This is a genomic window from Singulisphaera rosea, assembly GCF_054877945.1.
Map to the genome: position 1 here is coordinate 59,710 of NZ_JBTYIP020000029.1, position 20,862 is coordinate 80,571.

The window sequence follows — 20,862 nt, forward strand, 5'->3', positions numbered from 1 at the left end:
CTCCTGTCTTGGGGCGATGATCCGGGTGTGTGGCCGAGGTTTAGACTCGGTGATCCTGGGCCGCGTGCAGGAAATGCCCAGGGTGCGGCGCGAACCTTGGGAACGGACGGGCGACGAACGGTTGGCGCACGAGCGGCAGGAATCGCGAGGGGAGATGGGCGTGGGACGGGCGGTGGGGCCTGACCGGGCGGTGCCGGAAGTGGCGGTGCCGGAAGACGGGGTGGACGCCGAACCGGAACGAAAACCGATCCAATCGAGCCTCGAAGTTCGCCGACATGCCGTTGGAGAATGCGGCAGCGAGGGGCGTCGAGGCCACGACGACCGCAGGCTGTGCAGGTTTCGTCGGGGGTGGGAGGGTCGTCGACGAGGCCGAGACCCTGGTCACAAAGACCCCTTGATACGCGGACGTCTCCAGGAGGCCCGAGGCCTTGACCGTCAGGGCCTGGGACTCGGTCCCGATGCTCCCGCCGGTCGAGGTCAACGAGACGTCGGCCCCCGAGACATTGGCCCCCGAGACCGTCAATCCGGTGATCGAGCGGGACGCCTCGAGGTTGACGTCCCCCGTTCGACTCACGATCCGGTGGACCCGCATGATGTCGCGCGCAGACAGCCAGACCGAGTCGCGAGCCTCGGCCGTGACGGCCTCGTCGCCGCTGTTGGTCGTCAGCAGGATCATCACGCTCTGCGACTCCGACCCGATCGAGCCCGACACCGCCGATACGTTGATTTGCTTCGCCGCGAGGTTGGGTTGCGAGAAGCCCGCCTCGCCGACGATGCTCCCCAGGTTCGCGGTCAGGTCGATCGTGCCGTAGGGGACGTTGATCCTCTCGAGCTCGATATCACCCGCGGGGACCACCAAGGTCACGTCGCCATCGTCCGACCGGAATTCGCCGACCTTGAGCGGGGCCGTGCTGGCGTCGTTGCTGATGAGGAACACGTCGTGGCCGACCGTCCCGGTCAGTTTGCCCCCGTGGAGCAGGATTGCGAGCGGGACTTGCTCGCTGCCGACATCGCCGGTTGCTCGGAGGTCGAGCGACTTGCCCTCGACGACCACGTCGGTCGAGGGGGCCGAGATTTTGCCCGCCAGTGCCGAGAGCGCGATGTCTCCGCCCGCGACGAGGCCGTCGACGACGAGGTCGCCCTGGACCTGGGCGAGATCGAAATGGCCCCCGGCCGAGGACGACTTCAACTCGCCGCCGATCTGGACCCTTAGGGGCGATTGGGTGCTCGTCCCGACGTCGCCGGTGCCGGCCGACAGCGTGAGGTTTCCGCTCGCGGTGACGTTGGTTGCCTTCGTCCCGTCTCCCTCGAGGCTCCCGGCGGCCTCGAGGCGGATGTTGCCCCCGCTGACCTGGCCGAGGCGGAGGTCCTCATCCTGGCTCCGCGCGAAGATATCGGCGCCCGAGGAGGCGTTGAGCGTCTCGGCGGAGACGAGCAAGGGGGCATCGACCCGCACCCGGACCCCGGTCACGGTGACGCCTACCGGGATGATTCCTTTCTTGAAATCATAAGAGAACGTAACCTCGTTCCCTTGGGAATCGGTCCCCACGAGCTGCAAGTCGCCGGGGGCGGTCGCCGAGGCCAGGGCCGACGCTTGGTCGGAGGTGATGTCGCCCGACTTCAGTTGCGCGAGCGTCAGGACGTTCGTCTGGCCGAACTGGCCGATCCCTCCGGACGCAGAGAGCGAGACGACTCCGCCGGTGATGTTGCTCGCGGAGGCTCCGGCCGGGACTTCGGCCGACGTCGGCTCCGCGCCCTCGGTGTTGACGGAGTAGCTCAACTGGGCTTCCGTCAGGACCGCATTTTTCGTCAGGGCGTTGATCTGGTCGGTCGTCGCGTTGTACGCGAAGTCGGGGTTGTAGATTTGGAAGTCCGACAGGTCGTGCCAACCGGCGACGTTCGCCTCCAGGAAGGCCACCGTTTCTCGGTAGAGGTCGCCTGCGTAGGCCTGGATCTGGTCCGCGGACGGGTCGGCGATCCCGAGGGCTGCCGCCGCCTGATCCTTGTAGAGGGAGACGGCCGATTCTCTCAGGCGATAGTTCTGACCGACGAGGCCGTCCGTGAGCTTCGAACCGTCGGCGCTCATCGTGGTCAGGCCGGACCCTTGGATCAGCCAGGGGCTCTCGGGAGTCCCCGTTCCGGTCACCGCCACGTTCAGGCCCAGTTGGTTCAAGGCGTCCTGCACGTCTGCGGCCGAGGCGCTTGAGGCGATCGGGGCCGTCGTGAGGGACTTGCCCGAGAGCTTCGCGGTGATCGTGAAGGTGCCCCCGGTTGCGAGGACCCAGAGTCGCTGCGAGCCCGAACGCGCGGCCTGGAGCGTCGACTTGCCGCCGTTGAGCTTGGAGTCGCCAATGGCGAGGGTCGGCAGGCTCGCGCCGATGATCACCCAGGGATCGGACTGGGTGCCCGATCCGGTCACCAGCGCGGAGACACCGATCCCCAGGAGGGCTTCCGCGAGCTGCTCGGCCGAGGCGTTGTAGGCGATCCCGGGGCTCGTCTTCGACTCCCCTCCCACGGTCGAGGTGATCGTGAACATGCCCCCGTTGGCCGAGTTCCAGAGGGTCCGGCTCCCCGCGAGGATCGGGGCTGTTGCGGCCGACGCGCGGCCGCTCGAGAGCAGGTTCCAGTACTGCTCATAATAGCGATCCACTTCATTCTGGAAGTTGACCACCGCCTGGGTGCCCGCCGTCCCGTCGAGCAAGCCCAGGCTTTGCCAGATCGCTTGGGTTTCCGCCTCGCTCAGCGTCTGGGACGGGGTCCGGTCCGCGGCGTCTCGGATCGCTCCCGACGGTACCGAGAGCGAAACGCGTCCGCCCCCGCTCGACGCGATTTGCCCGACCCGGAGGTCGCCGCCCTGCTGGATCAACTGGATGTTGTTGGCGGCGGAAATGTTGACGACCCCACCGAGCGTGCCCCCGTTGGCTTGAGCGGTCCCCTGCGCCGAGATCATCAACGGGTTGTTGATGGCCCCCACGGAACCGCCGGTGCTCGTGAGCGTGATGGAGTTGCCGCGCACGTTGATCACGCCGGTCGGTAGGCTATTGCTCCCGAAGAGGTCGCCCGAAGCGACGATCTTCACGTCTCCGGTGGTCCCGGCCGTGAAATGGCTGGTGCCGCCGATCAATCCCGCGTCGTTGATGGTCAGCGTCCCCAGGCCGATGCCGCTGATGACCCAGGGGTCGGCCTGGGTCCCCGACCCGCTCACATAGACGTCCACGCCGGGGAGTGCGTTCAAGGCCGTCTGCAAATCCGCAGCGCTGGCGTTCCTGGGGATCGAGGCGGTCGTCCAGGACGGGTTCTCCTCGCGAGAGATTGACCCTCCCTGCAAGCGAAGGTCGTCGGTCGTGAGCCTCGAGAGCCGGGAGTTGCTGATGACCCAGGGGTCGGCCGTAGTCCCCGATCCGGTCACGGTCGTCTCGATGCCGACCGCGTCCAACGCGGCCCGGACCTCGGACGCGTCGGCGTTGTACGGGAGATATGACGTCGTCGCCGTCAACGCGTTGACCGCAAGGGTCACGGACGCGGAGTAGCCCCGGCCCCCGTCGAGCCTGTAGGTGCCGGTCGCGCCGCTCGTCGCAAACGTCTGTCCCAACGCAGGGACGTAGTCGGCGGTGACGCTGTGCCCGGTGGTGAAGAGCCACGAGTCGGAGGTATTCCTCGCGTAGGGGACGGTCCCCGCGTACGACGGCTCAACGTTTCCCAAGGTCGTGCCATTCAGGCTTACCTGTCGTTCACTGAAGCCGAAGACGTAGGTGCCCTTGGGGTCGAGGCTCCCCTGGATCTGCGTCAGTGGGACCGTATTCAGACCGGCCCGGGCGACCTGGATCGAGCTGTAGACGGCCGCCAGGGTATACGTCCCGTCGACGACCTCGAAGACCATCGGGGTCAGGTATTGTCCTTGCCCCGTCGCGAAGAAGGTGAAGGAGACGGGGCTCAGCCCGTGGAAGGTCTGCGAATTGATGTAGACCTGGCCCGGGTCGTGATCGACGTTCGACCGGGATTGGTCGACGACTCCCAGCGTCTCCGTCCGGCTGGAGAGGCTGGCCGTGATCGAGAAGGTGCCTCCGGTCGCCTGGTTGGACAGTTCCTGGACGCCGGGAGAGGCGGCCTTGACGGTCGAGACGCCTCGGAGCTGGTCGGCATTCGTCCTGAGGATAACGAGGTTGTTCCCGCTGAGGAGCCAGGGGTCGGCCGCGGTGCCCGAGCCGGTGACGGTCGCGTCGACGCCGAGCGTGCGGAAGGCGGCCTCCACCTCGGCGGCCGTCGCGTTGTAGGCGATCGGCCCGGTGCTCCAGGTGCTGGCTGCACTGACCGAGGTGGACCGATAGGTCAGGAGCGAATCATCGGTGGTGAAGGTCGTCGCGCCGGGGGTGAGGATGAGCCAGGGATCGGAGGATGTACCCGAACCGGTCACGGTGGACTTCACGCCCACGGCTTCGAGGGCGGCCTGCACTTCGGCCGCCTCGGCGTTGTGGGTGATCTTTGCCGTCGTGGTGGTCTTGCCTTCGACGGTCGTGGTGATCGTAAACCAACCGCTATACGCGTTGTTCCAAACCCGCTCCGATTCGGCCGACGCATCGACCATCGTTGGGTCGAACGTGAGCGTCAAGTGTTTGGGAACTCCGAGGATATAGCGCCCGCCTGTATCGGCAAGGTCCTGGGTCATGACCCAAGGATCGGCCTCCGTCCCGGAACCGGTGACGGTCGTGTGCACGCCGGAATCTGTCAGAATCTTCTGCACCTCGGCCGCGGTGGCGTTGAACGGGATGGCGCCCGAGTACGAGATTTCACGTCCGCTGATCCTCAGGCTGAAGCTTCCTCCCGACGCATAAGTCCAAACCTTGAGGCTGTAGCGATAGTTAACGATTTCGGTGGAATCTTCTCTCGCCCATCCCGTCAATGCCGCCTGGTCGAACGTGAGCGCCGAGAGGTGAGGAACATTGATTTTCCAAGGGTCGGTTGGTCGGCCCGAGCCTGTGACGGTTGCGTCGATGCCGACCTTCTCGAGTGCAGATCGGACATCGGCCGCGCTGGCCTTGTAGGAAATGTCGCCCGTCGTTGCGCTCTTGCTCAACGTGACGAGCGTGATGGACGCCGAGTAGACATGTCCGCCCGAGATCGAATAGTCCCCCGTCGCGCCATTCACCGCGAAGACCTGGCCCAGGGCGGGGTTATAGTCCGTCGCCAGCGTCGAGGCCGATGTGTCCAACCAGTCGCCAACGAGGCTATTGTCGAACGTCACGGCCCCCAGGCTCGGGTCCCCCACCGTCTCAAGGCCGTTTGTCCCGAGGCTCACCCGGCGGGCGCTGAAGCCGAAGACGTAGGTGGTATTGGGGTCAATTGTCCCTTGCAGGAGCGAGAGTGCCGCGGTCTCGGTCCCGGCTTGTTCGACCAGGATCGATCGGTAGACCCCCGCCAGCGTGTATCGTCCCCCGACGACGGAGAAGAGCATGGGCGTCAGGTATTGCCCGGGCGACCTTGAATAGAAGGTGAACGAGGCGGGCGACATATTTGAAAACAGTTGTTTATTAATATAGACCTGTCCCGACTCCTGGTCGGTCGACGTCCCCGGGACGGCCGGGTCGCCGAGGGATTCGGTGTAGCCGGCCAAATCCGCCGTCAAGCGGAAGGTCCCGCCGTCGGCTAGACTCCAAATCGCGCGGGTGTCCGTGGTGGAGGGCTGCACCGTGCTGGCGGCGGTCAGCCGGGAGTTGTCGATGGTGAGATCGGACGCATTGTTCAGTCGGATGTACCAGGGCTCGGACTGGGTTCCGGACCCGACCACGATCGCCTGCACGCCGGCGTCTGCCAGCGCGGCCTGGACCGAGTCGGCGCTGGCATTGAACGCGATCGCCCCGGTGGTCAAGGTCTGCTGGCCGACCTTGACGGAGATCGTGAAGGTCCCGCCCCCCGCCTGGTTCCAGACGGTTGTCCGGCCAGCCACCGTGCCGGACATCGTGAAAGAACCGTCGCCCGCCTGGTTCCAGAGCGCGGTCAGTCCCGAGGCCGCTCCGGATTGGCTCGAGGCCGTGAACGAGCCACCGGTCGCGCTGTTCCAGAGCACCTGGGTGCCCGACGAGACCTGATTGATCGCGGCACCTGAGGAGCCGTACGCCCCGGAGTTCAGCCTGAGGTAGTTGCCGCCGCTCCCCGATGCGGAGGTGACCGCTCCGCCTGCGGTCAGAGTCGCGTTCACGAGCTGCGAGGTGCTCCCGATGCCCGCGGTGGCGTTCAACGTGAGATTCTTGGTCACGATCGAGGCGGTCTCGTTCTGCGTGAGTTTCCCCGGCTGGGACGCGATCGCGGTGCCGCCTGTGGGGTTGGCGATGAGCCCGCTCAAGATCACATCGGCGTTCGACGAGATGGAGACGTTTCCGGTCGTGTTGCCCAGGAAGCTGATCCCGATGGGATTGTCAGCCCTTACCGAATTGGTCATGATCATGTTTGTCTGAACATGGACAACGCCACTGTCCAGACGTCTCATGTAGATCGTAGAAATCATTGATTCTACGAAGGCGAGGCTGCTGAGTTGAACGATCGTCTCCCCCACCGGGGCCGCGACGTCTTTGCCCGTGGTCGGATCCTCGTATTTCCAGGGATCGTTCGGCTCCACGTCCCAATACCAGGGATTCGGATCCGTCGCGAGGATGTTCAGGAATTCCGGGAATTCCCCGGTGTTCGCCGGCAAACTTCCCGAAAAGTTCGTCGTCTTCGACAGGAACGCATGCTCGGTCCATTGCCATCGAAGGCCGGCCTCGGGGGTGTATTGTGTCGTGTTTCCCGAGATCGTTGAGGTGGGGGTCCCCGCGCCGAGGGTTTCTCCGGCCGATCCTTGATAGACCGTGATCCCCGTGCGTGGGTTGTAGACGTAGAGGGCCTGCTGGGACGCCGTCGGTTGATTCGTGTCGGTAATCTGGACCCGGCTTACGCTGGCCGTGGAAGAACCGCTATCCGCGTCGATGTTCTTCACCACCAAGGGGAGGCCCGTCAGGTTGGTGATGTCCACCTGGCCGATGCCACCGATGACCTGGATCTGGCCCAATGTATTGGTGTTCAGGATCGCGCCTTGGATCGTGACCGATCCCCCACCCCCCGACGATGCGGCCACATCGTCGACGGTGATCTGATTCGTCTCCGCGTTGTAAGAGGCCGCGATCTTGGCATCATCGCCGTTCGTGGTCCACAGGTCATTGAGCGGGATCTCGTAGATCGGGTTCTCCTCCGATTGGCCTGCATAGGCCTGCCGGTAGGCCGTCAAGGTTGCGCCGAGGTCCGCGCTCAGGACGACCGACCTGTTGGGAGAGGTCTTGCCCGCCTTGAGTTGGGCGTTGATATCGACCGTCTTCGCATTGATGGTGATCTGGTTGCCGAACACCGCCTCGCTATCCTGGCTGCCCGTGAGGTCGGCCGAGCCGAAGGAATCGGTCGACTTCAGGGTCGGTGAACGAGTCGCCAATTCGAAGGCTCGCCCCCATGTGTAGTCGCGCGAGGTGATGTAAGCCCCCGCCTGCTCCGGATCGGGCGCCCCGTTCGCCGGGTTGCCGCCGGGCCACATCATGAAGGACTGCCACTCCGCATACGGATCGGAACCGACATAATACGTGCCGGTCGGGTTCGAGATCACGGCGGAGCCGTTCGGGACCGAGATACTCACGCGCTGGCCGAAGATGCTGGCCGTCTGCCCATAGGATCCGGCGAGATTCACGATCTGGACCAGTCCACCCAGGTTGGTGATGTCACCGGTCAGGAAGAGCGCCGGTCCGTACGTGGATGTCCCGACCGGGTCCTCATTGTTTTGATTGATCGTGATCGTCGGAGTCGATGTTCCCGCGATCTGATCGGTCGGGAAAGGCGCCGAGGTCGCCTTCCCGGTGAAGCTCACGGTCCCCCCCGGAATATTGGGGATCTTCATCCCTCCCAGGATCAGATAGCTTGCGCTCTCGTTGGTGACCGTGATCTTCGGCCCGCCGTAGGCGGTGATGTGGCCGGTCCCCGAGAGATCGTCGGCGTTGACGGTCACCGTACCTCCCGAGGCGAACAATCCTCCCAGGGTCAGGGCGGTCACCGGAGTCGTCGAGACCCCGGCATCCAGCGATTGGGCTTCGGGGCTGTCAGCTCCGAAGTTGTCGTTGATGAATTTGACCGCGTCGAATTCCTCGTCATACGCGTAAGAAAGCGGAAAGTAGGGCGAGGCGTCGGCGTTCACCAGCGGGGTCGAGGGCGAGTCCTTGGGGATCGTGATGTCGAGTTCGTGGAAGAGTCCGCTCGTGATCGTCCCGTTCTGCACGACCTTCGCGGTGCTCGACTCGGATGGGTTGTTCGTGCCTGTTTCCGTGATCGGGATGAAGAAAGCGTAAGCGTGGCCGATACCCGACGTTGCTGCCTTAACGGTTCCACTGTAGGCGCCAAGCACGACGTTCAGGCCACTGCCGACCGCGGTGCCCGACGCAATGGTGAGGGTGGTATTGCTCGCAACGGCGGAGTTGGCCTCGGCCTTGGGGACCCCGACGAGGGCCTGGGCGTAGCTCTCTGCCTTGGCATTGCCCTCGACGTCGGTCGACACGAGGCCCTGGGGATCGTTACCTGCCGTCAGGTTGACATTCCCCGCGGCTGTGATCGTCGTATCCTTGCCGATCGAGACATCCTGGTTGGAGGTGAGATTCGAGTTGGCGTAGGCTTCGCAAATGGAATCGAACCCGCCGAACGTGTTCCCGTAGGCTTCATTGTCCGCGATGGCCTGGGTGGCGGTCCCCACGCCGATGTTCCCCGCGCTGAGGAATGTGGACTTGGCCCCGATCGACACCGAATCGGTGAAGGCCGCGTTCAAGGTCGACTCTACGCGTGACCCAGCATAGAGCAGTCCACCGCTGGAGAGGGTCGTCTTGTCGGACGAGTCGAACCTGGACGTGGCGCTCATGGTGATCCCGCCGGGGGCGGAGAGCGGGTCGACGCCGGAGAGGATCTTGACGCCATCGCCGACGGCGATCGAACTGGTCCCGTTGACCGCGGACCTGCTGACCGCCGCGGAGCCGTTGATGGCTCCGCCAGAGCCTCCGACGGCGTTGTCTCCGCTCGCGTCCTCGAGGAATTGATTCCGGGCCGTGAAGCTGACCACGCCCCGGGCGTGGATCTCGGTCGCCGCGGCGACGTCAATCTTCACGCTCGAAGAATCGTTGTTGTCGGCCACGGCCCCGCTGCCGCCGACGAGACCGGCGTTGATCGAGTTCGCGGTCGTGGCATAACGGCTGGTGTTCTGGGCCGTGACCGTGACGGTGCCCGCGGCGATCTTCCCGTCCAGCGTGGTCAGGACCGTGGACGTGTTCGAAGTGTTTGCGAGCGAGGCCTGGCCGGAGCCGAGGATGGCCCCGCTGCCGGCGGACGTATTGGCCGTGTTCTCGTCGTTCCCGAAGGCCTGGACCGTGAGCGACCCGGCGCGGGAGTCGCTCGAGGTCGTCCCGGCCCCGAGCATGGCAGAGGTCGTCCCGGCGGAGTGGGCGATGGTCTGGAAGACGCCGACTGAAAGTCCCAAACCCGCCGATCCCCCGGTCGCTGACGCGTCCTGCTCGCTGCCGTTGCTGGCGATAACGGAGACGTCACCATCGGGCAGGGTCACGGCCGTGCCCGTATAGGCCTTGACGGTGCTCTGGGTCGAGGCGTTCGCGGTGCCTCCCGCTCCCCCGAGGAGGAGGCCTCCGGCCCCTCCTCTCACTTCGGCGGTGGTCGTCGTCGATTGCCCGGATTGGAGCTTCTGTGTCGCGTTGATCGTGAGGCTGCCGGCCGAGACTTTCGAGTTGTCGGCGAGGTAGGCCCCGACGTTGTTTGTCACCTTGGCGGTGCTCAGGATAACGCCGACCGCCAGGCCGCCGCCGACCGTAACGCCGAAGCCGATGGCGGAGGCGTGGGGGGCCTCCTGGGCGGTAATCGTGACAGAGCCCGTCGCGTTGATGGCGGCCCCGCCCGAGGCGTCCCCGGCGTGGGCGTCGACCGTGGTCCCGATCGTCGCGGAGGCGTCGGCCCCGCTCGCCCCGACGAGGAGGGCCCCTCCCGAGGCGTGGGCGTTAGACGTCGCGGTATCGGTACTCGAGGCCCCGATCGACAGGTTTCTCCCAGCCGTGATCCTCGCGCTGCCGACGTACGCGCGGACGGTCGCCGCGTCGTTCGCCTCCGACTTCGAGACCCCAACGCCGAACCCGCTGACAACAATGCCGACGACGTCGCTCGCCGCCGTGTTGCTCGCCTTCGCCGAGATCGTCACGTCCTTACCGGCCGGCGTCGAAACGCCGACGTCGTCGGCCAGGTAGGCCCGGACCGTGGGCGCAACGTAGGAGGAGGCCGTGTTGCCGCTGACAGCGAACCCCCCGCCGAGACCGGCGTCGGCTTCCGACGTCCCCTTGTCAGTCGAGGTCGCGACGACCTGGAGACTCCCGTGTAGGTTGTAGGTTGTCATTGTTGTCGAGGGGGCCGTACCGGCCTGCGTGCCGAGGTACGCCTTGACGGTGTCCTCGACCGTCGTCGAGGCGTTGGTCCCCTCTCCTCCGACGGCCCCGACGCCGACGGCGATCGCTCTCGATGTCGCCACTCGATTGCCCGAGGCCGTGACCGACAGGTCGCCGCAGTCGAGGGTCACCCCGGTGTCGAGATACGCCGACGTGCTTCCCCCGACCTTGGCTGTCGCCAGGAAGGCGCCGATCGAGACCAGCCCTCCGACGCCGCCGTCGCTCTCGGCGCCGACCGTCCCGCCGCTCGCCTTCGACGCGATCGTGAGCGTGCCGTACGAGTCGCTCGTGGTGCCGTCGGCCGCGGTCCTGGTCCCGAGTGTCGCGATCGTCGACTCGCCGGCGACGAAGGCACTCGTGACGGTCTCGTCTTCCGAACGGGAATTTCCTCCCGCCCCCGCGCCTCCGATCGAGACGCTTGCGGCCGTGGCCACGGCCTGGCCGGTGATCGTGCCGGCCGAGCTCGCCGATACGTCGACGTTTCCGCCCGCGGTCGTCACCGTCGCTCTCGAGATGAACGCATCGGCGTTCCCACCGACGAGGTTCGTGGTGAGCGAGACCCCGACCGAGGCGCCGACATAGCCGATGGAGAGGGCTCCGGTCCCGACGGTGGCCTCGATCGTGTCGCTCTTCTCCGCCGAGACGACGACCGCGGCCCCCGCTCCCGTCCCGTTCGCATGGACCGCCGCCCCGTTCTGGATGGCGGCCGTGACCGTGGTCGTGATCGTATTCTCGGAGTTGGCGCCCGAGCCCGAGAAGGCTCCTCCCTCCGTGCCGCTCACCGCGGCGGCCACGGCGACCCCGAGGGCCTGGGCCTTGGCCTGCGACGTGGCCTCGACGGACACACCACCGGCCGACGTGACCGTCGTGCCGTCCAGATCGCCGGTCGTTCGGCCGACGGTCGCCGAAACGGTGTTGGCGATCGTATTGTCGGCGATCACCGCCCCCACCGTGAGGCTCACCCCGGGCGCAGTCGCGACGCCGAGGGTCCCCGATCCCCCCTTCGCGACGCTGGCGGATCGGTCCGAAGCGGTGACGGAGGTCGCGGACGACCCCGTCGAGACCGTGCTCTTCCCTCCGATCGCGGCCGAAGTCGTGTTCGTGATGTGGTTGTAGGAACCCGCCCCGGAGCCCGCGAACGACATCGGGGCATAACTTCCCGACTGGGCGGCGATCGCGACGCCGAAGGCCAGGGTCTCGATGGACGCGGTCGAGCCCGCGGCGATCGCCAGTCCCCCACCCGACTTGACTTGCGCCGCGTCGACGTAGGCCCGGGTGGTGTCGGAGATCGAGCTCTTGGCGTACCCCGCGCCGACGGCGATGGACAGGAGCCCCTGCGTTTTCCCGAAGAACTTGGTGGAGATCGAGGCCCCACCAGCGTCGGCGATGATCGACGCCCGATCGGTCGCCGAGAGCGACACGTCGCCCCCCGACTCGACGCCGAGCGACTGGCCCGCACCGTCGGCCCCCTGGCTATTCGTGATGGAGGCCGTGACCGTTTGGCTGATCGAGTTCGACGACCCGGCCCCGGCGCCCGCGAAGCTCAACGCGACCAGGCCGCTGTTGCTGACGCTCACGCCCCCGGCGACCGTCACGGCCTTGATCTTCTCCTGATCTCCCGAGTCGCTCCCCGTCGACGCGTCGACGCTGAGCTTGCCCGCCGAAAGGATCGACGAGCCGGCGATGTTGGCCCGGACGGTCCCGCGGACCGAGTTCGCTGCCGCCGCGGCGCCCACCGCCTCGGGGAACTGGGCCTGGTTGCCGGAGGGGAAGACGATCGCGAACGACGCGACCCCCGCCACCGCGAGGATGCTGGACGCCTCCGTCGCGTCGAGGACGACATCCCCACCGTCCTGAGTGACGACCCGGCTGCGGACCGACTTCCCTGCGAAATCGGTGGCGGCCTGAATCCGGGCCTCGGTGTCACCGACGACGGTATTACCCGATCCCGACCCGGCCCCGCTCAGGGCGGCGCCTCCCCCCTTGCCACCGCTCAAGGAGCCGGACACGCCGACGGTGTAAGCGTCGATCGTGTTCTTCGAGGAGGCGTTCAGGCTGACCTTGCCCTTGGCGGTCACCGTCGAGCCGGAGATCGAGGCGATCGTCTTCGAGTTGATCGCGTTGACCGCGATCGCCGCACCGATGGTGACGGCGATTCCCACGTCGGACTTGTCCCCGCCGCTCACCGCGCCGGCGAAGGCCGCTCCGCCGGCGATCGCCTCGATCGTGGCGGTGCCCTGGCTCGAGAGGGCCAGGCCGCCGCTCTCGGCCGACACCGCCGACCCCTCCACCCTGGCCTCGACGTCGCTCGCGATCGTGTTGCCCGATCCGGCCCCGGCGCCCGTGAACCCCAACGACGACCCGCCGCTGCTGTAGCTGCCGGCCCCGGCCGCCGTCACCGCGAGGATCGACGGGTTGAAGTTCGCCGACAGGCTGACTCCCACGGCCGAGGTCACCGTGGACTGGTCCACCGCGGCCGTCACCTTGATGGCGTGATCGCTTCCGATCGAGTTCGTAGCCGCCGAGGCACCGAATGCGAAGGAGGTGCCGCCCTGACCAAGAGAAGCCTCGATCGAGAGCACGCCGGCTCCCGCTTGTACCGTCGATGTATCGCTCGCCGAAAGCGTCACAGAGCCGCCGCTTGTTGTGGTGACGTGGCTTCCGCTCTCGATGAGGGCTTCGGTGTCCCCGTCGAGTCGGTTGCCCACGCCGGAGCCGACGACGGCCATGCCCACTCCACCCGACGTTGTCCCCGAGGCCGACACCCCGGCCGCAACACCGAGCACCTTTCGTTTGGTGCTGGCAGCCCCCTTCGCGTTCCCGGCCGCTTTCAGTGTCGACGCGCTAATCGAGGCCCGGACGCTGCTCATGATCGTGTTGAGCGCGATCGCCGCGCCGATGCCGCGCCCGGCCGTCACGGTCAACGCCCCCGCGATGGCGCAGACGGTTGCCGTATCCTCGGCCGAGACATTGACGTTGCCGCCGACGTTCGCGGTCGCCCGCACCAATTCCGCCACGACGTCGGCATCGTCGATCGTGACGACCGCCACCGAACCGACGACGGACCAGTTCCCTTTGACCGTCGCGACCGAGGTGCCCGCCGCCCAGGACTCGAGGTCGACGTCGCGATCGGCGTCGATCTTGAGCGAGGAGACGTTGAGCGTGGCCCCTTCCACTCGCGCCGTGGTCGAGCCGGAGAAGTCGATCTGGCTGTAGGCTCCCGCGAATCCGAACGTGTTCCCGCTGGTCCCCGCCCCGCCATTGGTGGTCAAGGCGACGCTGCCGCTCAGGTTGAGCGCGAGCGTGGAATCCTTGGCCGAAACGGAGACCGCCCCCGCGCTGAACGACCCCGGATCGCTCAGGAGGGCCTCCGTCTCGTCGGTCAGCTTCGTATAGGCCGCGCTGCCGGAGACGCCGACTCCCCAACTGCCATAGTTCGTCGCCGACGCCGGATTGGCAGGGACGGGGAGCTTCGACGGAGGTGCGACGGAGGTGCCCGTCACCACGAACGAATCGATATATCCCCCGACGATGGCATTGACGTCGACCGCCCCCGCGACCTTCCAGAGCGAGCTCCCGAGCCCCCCCATGTCGGCCCCGACGATGGCCGAGGTCGTCCGGTCGATCAGGTTCACGGCCGCGCTGACGCCAATGCCCAGGTTCTTTCCCCCCGCGACGGCCCCCGCGATGGTGATGAACGACGAATCGTCGTCGGCCGTCACGCGGACCCCGCCCGAGGTCGATGCATTGCTGGTGAGGACGGCGCCGGTGCCGACGCTCGCCGTCGTCGTGCTCGACAGGCTGACGAACGACAGAGCCCCGTTGAATCCGAGCGCGCTGCCGTTCCCCCCGAACCCGGCCGAGCTGCCGATGGAGAGGTTAAAGATGTCCTGCTGGGCGTCGACCTTGACCCCGCCGTCGCCGAAATTCACCCTCGTGTCCATCCCGGTCAGGCTGTGCGTGGTGCCGGTCCCCGGCCCCGTCAGTGAGATCGCCTTGCCCGCGAGGGCATCCGCGGCGGTGGCGGCGAGTTGGACGCGGTCGGCCTTGGACGGGTCGAGGATGACGTAATAAACGGTCCCCGAGGTCAGGCCGCCGACGCTCGTCCCGCCCCCGCTGTTATAGACGACCGCCTCGCCGTCCCGCAGGCTCGCCGACGAGCCGAGAACGATCGCGTTCCCCGTGACGGCCGAGGCCGAGCTCCCGTCGAAAGCCTTGGCCGCCGATGAGGCATTCAAGGCCTGGAGGCTCTGCGACGTTCCCGTGTCCGAGGTCGCCGAAAGGGCGATGGGCTTGTTCGCGAGGGCATCGGCGAGGGTGGCGGCCAGCCTCATCTGCGTGGGTTGCGCCGAGTCGACGACGGCGTAGTAAACTCGGCCGCTCACGAGCCCCTCGATGGGAGTCCCGCCGTTGCTCGAGTAGACAACCGCCTCGCCGGTCTCCAGGCCCAGGTAGTATCCCAGGTCGAGAGTCTTGCCGTCGCTCCCGAGCGCCTGGGCGGGGTCGAACGTGTGGGCCGATCCGATCGAACTGGTGGTCGTGTTGTCCAGGAACGTGAAGTTCGTCGAGCCACCCACCGCGATGATCGACGCTTGCGCCGGCGGGAGCACCGACGGCAGGATCGAGTTCCACCCGGCGCTTCGCTTCGCCTTGAGGATGTTGTCCAGCGAGAGATCGATATAGGTATTGCCCGAGTAATTGATCGCGTTGAATGTCGTCGAGGCGGTGACCGAGACCGATTGGCCAGCCCCTTGGTAGGCCGCGTCTTGGTTGATCAGGGCACCAGGGTCGATCCGGGCCTCGCTGTGGTTCGTGTAGTCGGTGACGTCGAGCGAGAGCGTGATGCCGGCCTTCGCCTTGGCCGACTTGGCCCCGGCGTTGGCCCAGTTGCTCACCAACCAGTCCGACAACCCGAGCTTGCTGTCGAACAGGAAGAGCAAGTTGTTGAAGCCACTCTTGCCGAAGAAGTCCGCGGCATTGAAGCCGCCCGGGTTGAGGAACGGCCCGGCGAATGGGTAGCTAATCGCCGAGCTGACGTCGAGGCTCACCCCGGCGTCGACCCTGGCCCCGCCGTCGATAATCGCGACCGACGTATTGTTCTGGACGTTCGCCACGATCGCGACGGCGGCGGCGAACGAGTTGTCCTTCGCCCGCGTATAGCCGGCGGCACTCGACGGATTGAAGCCGCTCGGTTTCGAGACCGAAGCATCGTCGGCCGTCTGGACTTTCTCGGTCAACGTCGATTTGACCGAGACCCCAGCAGTCGCCCGGAGGACGGCGTTCGGGCCGACCTCGGCGACCGACTGGTTGTTGATCGCGAGGACGACGAACGAGGTCGACATCGAGAAGTTGGCGGTCCCCCCGCCCGCGTCGCTGATCTTCTTCTCGACGGGGATTATCGGCTTAACGCCGTTGTACTGGGTTTTGGTGAAGATGAACTTGAGGGCGTTCGTGAGCTGCGGCGCGAGCTCGCCCTTGGTCAGCGTGTCCTTGAGCTTGGGGGCGCTGCCGATGCCAGTCTTGGCCTTGCCCGTGTCGCTGCTGTCGAGCTTGGCGACGACGTTGATGCCGCCCTTGTAGAGCGGCGAGAGGGTATGCGACGCGCCGGACATGTAACCGCTGACGTCGACGTCGCCGAGGTCCACCGCACCCTGGTAGGTCAGCAGGACGCCCGACTCGTCCTTGAGCTGGATGACGGTCTTGTCCGTCGAGTCCGGGAAGTGGATGGAATACGTCCGGCCGTCGACTAGGCCGGCGGTGGAGTCGCCGAAGGCGCCGGAGTAGGTCACGGCGTCGCCTTCGTTGAGCGAGATCGTCCCCGACGACCCCGCCGCGGCGATCGTCAGCGTATGGAGGATCCCGCTGCCCGCCGTGATCGTGTAGGTCTGCCCGTCGGCGTGGAGCGTCTCGTCGAGGGAGAGGACGACCGTGCGCCCCGCATCCGCCCCGCTGACGTACACGAAGTGGACCACAGTCGGCGAGCTCGAGTCGACCACGGCGCGGTACGAAGCTCCGTCGACCAGCCCGCCGATCTCGGTGTTGGCCCCCCCCTTGTGGTAGGTCACGATCGTCCCGTTCGGGATGGCCGTGGCGGAAGGGTCGGTCTGGATCGAGTTGCTACTCGGGTCGACGCCGTCACTCGAGGATGTCGACACGTCGACACCCGTCGGGTCGAGCAACTGGATCTCCACCGCCTGCGGGTCGCTCGCGTCGACGATGTGGACCGTGTAAGAGCTGCCGTCGAGCGCGAGCCCGGCAATCGGCAAGGATGCACCGGAGAAGACGAGCGTCTGCCCCTCGGTCAACGCCCCCGACCCGGCCCTCGGGACGACCACCAACGACTGGGCCGTCGAATCGACGCCCTTGATCGTGTAGGACGACGCCTGGTCGCCCGTCGCAAGGTTGCCGTAGGCCGGGCTCAGGTAGTCGGCGAGCTTGACCCGGATGTTGTCCGGGTCGTCCTGATAGACGACCACCGACACCGAGTAGCTCCGGCCGTCCTGGAGGAAGGAGGCGCCGGTGCCGGAGGTACCCGCAAAGGTGAGGGTGTCGCCGTCCGTTAGTGCGGGGGCCGTGCCGACTCGAGCGAGGATCAAGGTGCCGCTCGTCGGGTCGCTGCCATGGATCACATAGGAGCCGCTCGACTGGCTCAGCGTCCCATAACCGACCTCCACCCCACCGGCCCGGAGCTCAACCCGGATCTGGCTCGTGTTGGATTGGTCGACGACGTGGACGCGATACGTCTGGCCGTCTTCGGGCGTCCCGGACGCCGTCGCCGAGGTCCCCTGGAACGTGAGCGTCTCCCCTTCGGTGAGCGAGGCGACCGTCCCCCCTTGCTGCTCGGCGATGGTGACGATGCCGGTCGCGTGGTCGCTCCCGACGATCGTGAAGGTATGGCCGGTGCCGACCAGGAAGCCCGAGTCCACCACATCGTCGCTCGTCGAGATCAACTCGAGCTGGATCGCCGATGTCTTGGTCTGGTTGACGACGTGGGCCTTGTACTGTTGGCCGTCCTGGAGGTAGCCCGTACTCGCGATCGAGGGACCGTTATAGGTGAGCGTCTCCCCTTCCGACAGCTTCACCACCGTCGCGCCGGCCTGCTCGGCGACGGTGATGATCCCCGTCGTCGGGTCGCTCGCGGTGATCGAGAACGAGTGGCCTGTCCCTTCCAAGGTGCCCGAGGCCGTGACCGGGTAGCTCTCGGTCAACTGAACCTGGATGACGTCGGTCGAGGCCTGGTTGATCATGTGGACGAGGTAGGTCTTGCCGTCCTCTAGCGAGCCGGTCACCGACGCACCGTGATAGACGAGCGTCTGGCCTTCGGTGAGCTGGCTCACCGTGGAATCGGTATCCAGGGACATGGTGACGACGTCGCCGTCGGTCGGGATGTCCTGGATCGTGAAGCTCTGGCTCGTGCCGGATAGGGTGCCCAGGGTCGGGAGCCGGACGACGTCCTGGAGCCGGAGCTGGATGGCGCCGGGGTCGGACTGGTCGACCACCTCGACGCGGTACTGTCGGCCGTCCTGGAGCGTCGAGGAGTCGCCGTCCTCCCCTTGATAGGTGAGCAACTCGCCCGAGGTCAGGGTCGAGACCGTGCTGTTCGACTCGAGTGCGATCGTGAGGACCCTTGTCGTCGAGTCGCTGGAGAGGATTCGGAACCAGTGGCCGACGCCAACCAGGAGGCTTCCTTGCGGCGTGTTGACGTTCTGAATGGTCGAGGTCTGGGTCTTGCCGTTACCGTCGGTCCAGGTGAGCGTCGGTTCCTTCGTGACCGGGTTGGCCGCCTCGGCGTCGTTCTTCGACGCTGCCAGGAGCAACGACGGGGGCGCGTCCGGGTCGATCGAGTTGAACACCGAAGGGTCGACGATCGCGTAGTAGGTGGCGCCTTCGGTCAGGCCGTCGACGACGGTCGAGAGGCCGGCGTGATAGATCAGGGCGTCGGCGTTGTTGATCTTGAACCCGGCTGACAGGTCGGTTGGGTTCAATCGGATCTGGTCCGACGTGCTGTCGAACGCTTCGATCCGGACGACGGTCCCCGACGCCGTGGTGAAGTAGGGGCTGTTGTCGAGCTGGACGAGCTTGCCGTCCTGGAACAACTGGATCGTGTACTGGTGCGTGGAGTCGACCTGGCTGCTGACGATGTGGACCTTATAGGTGACCGGGTTCCCTTGCGCGTCGGTCCCGAGTCGGCCTTGGAGCTTTCCGTCGCTGCCGTCGTAGCCGAGGAAGGCGCCGGCGGCCAGCGTGAAGGCTACCGACTGCCCCTCCGTGAAGCCGGGGTCGAAATCCCAGAGGATTTCACTATTGGAAGAGGTGTCGACGTTCGTGACCGGGACTCCGCCGAGCGTGGGGAGCTGGCCGAACGTGATGAATCGCCCGGCCGCGGCGTCTTCGGGGCTTGCCGCGAGCCGGACGTAATACTGGGAGGCCGCGGCCCCGGTCCCGTTGTTGGAGACGACTGCGTAATACACCGTGTCCGTCGTCAGCCCGGGGATGGCACCTCCCAAGCCGCTGCTGTAGACGATCGGGTCCCCGGTGGCGTAGCCCGGTTCTGTGTTGAAGAAGAACCGGCTGTTGGCGAAGTCGACCTGGCGGAACGGGTTGAGGGTCTCCGTGCTGCCGGTGGCCAGTCCTCCGGCCGTGACGGTGCCCCCGACGTAGGCCTTCACATCCGCATCCACCACGGTGACCGAGCTTGTCAAGCCGGCATAGCCGTCGGTATACGAGGCGGTTTGAATCGACGTTTTGGTCGAGTCGGTGGCCATTGCCGAGACGTTGACGTTCCCATGGGTCGACGTGATCGTGGCCCCGTCCGCGACGATGGCGTGCGTCGTCGAGTTGAGGATGTTGACCGCCCCGGAGATTTGCAAATACTTGGGGTTGGTCTGGAACGTCCCCGTGTTCTGGGTCACGCGTGCGGTGCCAGAGGCCGTGGTCTTGGTCGTGGCCTCGACCGTCACGGTCCTGGCCGCGTTGATCACAACCTTCGAGTCGACGAGGGCCTCGGCGTCCGACGAGGCATACACGACGACGAAGCTAACCCCCGCCGCCCCCCCGAAGTAATAGATGGCTTCGCCCGATGCGTTCGGGGTCGCCTTGCTCGAGAGGGTCACCTGGTCCGAGCTCTCGATCGTGGCGGAATCCTTGACCTCGACCTTGGCCGCCGCTCGCTTCACCACCACGGAGATGGGCAGCGATAGCGGCTCGCCCAGGTACTTCTGGATCGCCGGGTCGAGGAAATCGCTTACGTAGGGAATTGTGGATGTCGAAACGTTCTGATCACCGACCGTCGCCTTGAACGAGACCGCGCCTCCCGAGACGTGTGTCCCCGTGCCGACGGTCACGCTCGGGCTTTGGTTGTAGGAGTTGAGGAAGTCGAGCGGATTCAGCTTGCTGAAATAACCCGAGTCGTACAGATAACTCGCCGTGGCCGAGATGGCCCCGTCGGCCCCGGTGCCGGTCCCCTTGGCCACGATTCGATCGTACGCGCCGATGGTGATCGTCGGCGTCGTTGCCCCGAAGTCGACCATGCTCGAATCGCCCGTCTCGTGGGCCGACTCGAACGCGATCGCGCCCGCCGGGGCGTCGGCCGCAGTGCTCGCAGGCGACGTGGAAATCGTGACCGGGTCGTAGAGTTGTGCCTGGATCTGACCGGCATTCGACTGGTCGACCACATGGATGGTGTAGACCTTGCCGTTCTCGAGGCCGGCGGAGCTCCCCGCGTAGGTCAACAACGCCCCGTCGGACAAAGTGGATGAGCCGCCCTGTGCGGCGAGCGTCACCGTGTTGGACGTGGCGTCTTGGCCGGTGATTGCGTATGCCGAGCCTCCGCTCGCTTGCAAGGTGCCCGAACTGCCGGTCACGAGCTTGGCGTCGTCGACCACGATCGTCCTGGCCGAGATCGAGAGGTCTTTTCCCTGCGTCGCGAGGTCGTCGCTGATCTCAGCATCCTGGAGCTGGAAGTTGCCACCTCCGCGGTCCATGCCGGCGAGGTATGTCTTCCCTCCGGAATAGGTGACCTTGGATGCGCCGTCCAGCGCGAATCCAGTGCTCGTGAATTCCGAGGTCCCGACGCCGTGATACGCAAGCACTCCGGCCGAGGCTTCGAGGTAGAGATCTTCGCTTCCGTTGAACACGATCGAGTCGTTCGCCGCGCCGATCGTAAACCCGATGCTGGGCGTCAGCCGTTCTTCCAGGTTTTCGAGAACGAGGTCGAGCAGTCGTGCACGATGGAGTCGACTTCGTCGAAGTCGGTCCTCGCCGCGAAGGCTCGCGGCCCGTGCTTGGTCCGCCTTGCCCCTGCCGCCACCGCGCTTCCTGGAAAACATGCGTCACTCCGGCGTCACTGGGGGGTAGCAACGTCTTC

At 66.1% G+C, this 20,862-nt stretch carries 1 protein-coding gene; it reads right to left on the reverse strand.

The features are described from left to right. Nucleotides 1–40: 40 nt before the first annotated feature. Entirely contained in the window at nucleotides 41–20,824 is a 20,784-nt protein-coding gene (locus ACYOEI_RS32955) for a hypothetical protein (RefSeq protein WP_462854223.1), read from the reverse strand. Between the last annotated feature and the right edge of the window lie 38 nt (nucleotides 20,825–20,862).

Coding starts and splice junctions, on each gene's coding strand:
- ACYOEI_RS32955 (WP_462854223.1), bottom strand. CDS start 20,824: ATGTTTTCCAGGAAGCGCGGTGGCGGCAGGGGCAAGGCGGACCAAGCA.